At 41.7% G+C, this 1,169-nt stretch carries 2 protein-coding genes; one reads left to right on the top strand and one right to left on the bottom strand.

Going from position 1 to position 1,169, the window contains the following annotated elements:
* Window positions 1–51 precede the first annotated feature (51 nt).
* A complete protein-coding gene (gene leuD / locus L652_RS0111270) occupies window positions 52–651 on the top strand; it encodes a 3-isopropylmalate dehydratase small subunit (RefSeq protein ID WP_024597046.1) in 600 nt (199 codons plus the stop codon).
* Between the two features lie 93 nt (window positions 652–744).
* Here leuD and L652_RS0111275 read toward each other — a convergent pair.
* Window positions 745–1,169: DUF3360 family protein (locus L652_RS0111275; RefSeq protein ID WP_029770270.1), on the bottom strand; the 425-nt coding region annotated here is incomplete at its 5' end.

The raw sequence follows: 1,169 nt of genomic DNA on the forward strand, positions 1-1,169 counted from the left end.
GGCAGCTGCTGCAATACATGGTCACTTTGTTGATATTAGAGGAGAAGCCTAATGAGCGTATTTTTTAGTGGTTTAATGGCCCCACTTGATAAAAACAATGTAGATACTGACCAAATTATTCCTAAGCAATTTTTAACATCAACTAGCCGCGAAGGTTTTGATGCGGCATTGTTTTATGATTGGCGTTACCTAGATAACGACGAGCCAAACCCTGACTTTATTTTAAATCGCCCATGCTACCAAGGCGCGCAAATATTATTAACGCGTGATAACTTTGGTTGTGGCTCATCTCGTGAGCACGCGCCATGGGCGCTTAAGCAATATGGTTTTGAAGTTATTTTAGCTGAAAGCTTTGCAGATATTTTCTTTAATAACTGTGGCAACAACCAAATGTTAGCCATAGCGTTACCTGCCGATACGCTTGAGCAATTGTTTGTACTTAGCGAGCAGCACGACGATATTAACATTGAAATCGATCTTGAAAATCAAACACTAACAAGCAGTAAGTTTTCACCGATTAGTTTTGATATTAGTAAAGAAGTAAAAGAGCGCTTATTGAGTGGCTTAGACTTTATTGGTGTAACCGAAACGCTAAACCCACAGATTGATACGTTTGAAAAACAACTAGCAGCTGAGCGCCCTTGGCAGTAATTGTTTAATCTGTATATTGTAAAGTTACGTATTAAAAAGCACGGCAATTGCCGTGCTTTTTTGTGGGTAAATATTAGGATCTGTACCTAGGACTTAATGCCTAAAGTCAGCCATTAACGCAGGTATACCAGGCAACATGCCTACAATTGCCATTACAGTGGTAAGTAGCACAAACATAATAAGTGGAATCACCCAGCGGCTCATTTTAGTTAGCTCAGCGCTGCGCTCTTTGCAGCCAATAAGCCCTAAGTTATCAAGTAGCATAGTAAGCGACCAACCAAAAGCCGGATTAACCAAGGTTGAGGCAAACACCACAATAGCGGCTGATTGCGTTGTTTTGCCTTCGCGTGTCATTTCCATGCCAGCTTCAAGTAGCGGAATAAACACACCCACAATAAGCGCTACGCAGAGTACAGGCTGCCAAATGGCTAAATCCATAGGGTAACCCCATAAACCAGCAATAATACAAAATAATGCAGTTAAAATGGCGCCCGCCGGAATAGGGCGCTTAGCAATAG

Source organism: Pseudoalteromonas sp. TB25 (genome assembly GCF_000497995.1).
Classification (GTDB): domain Bacteria; phylum Pseudomonadota; class Gammaproteobacteria; order Enterobacterales; family Alteromonadaceae; genus Pseudoalteromonas; species Pseudoalteromonas distincta.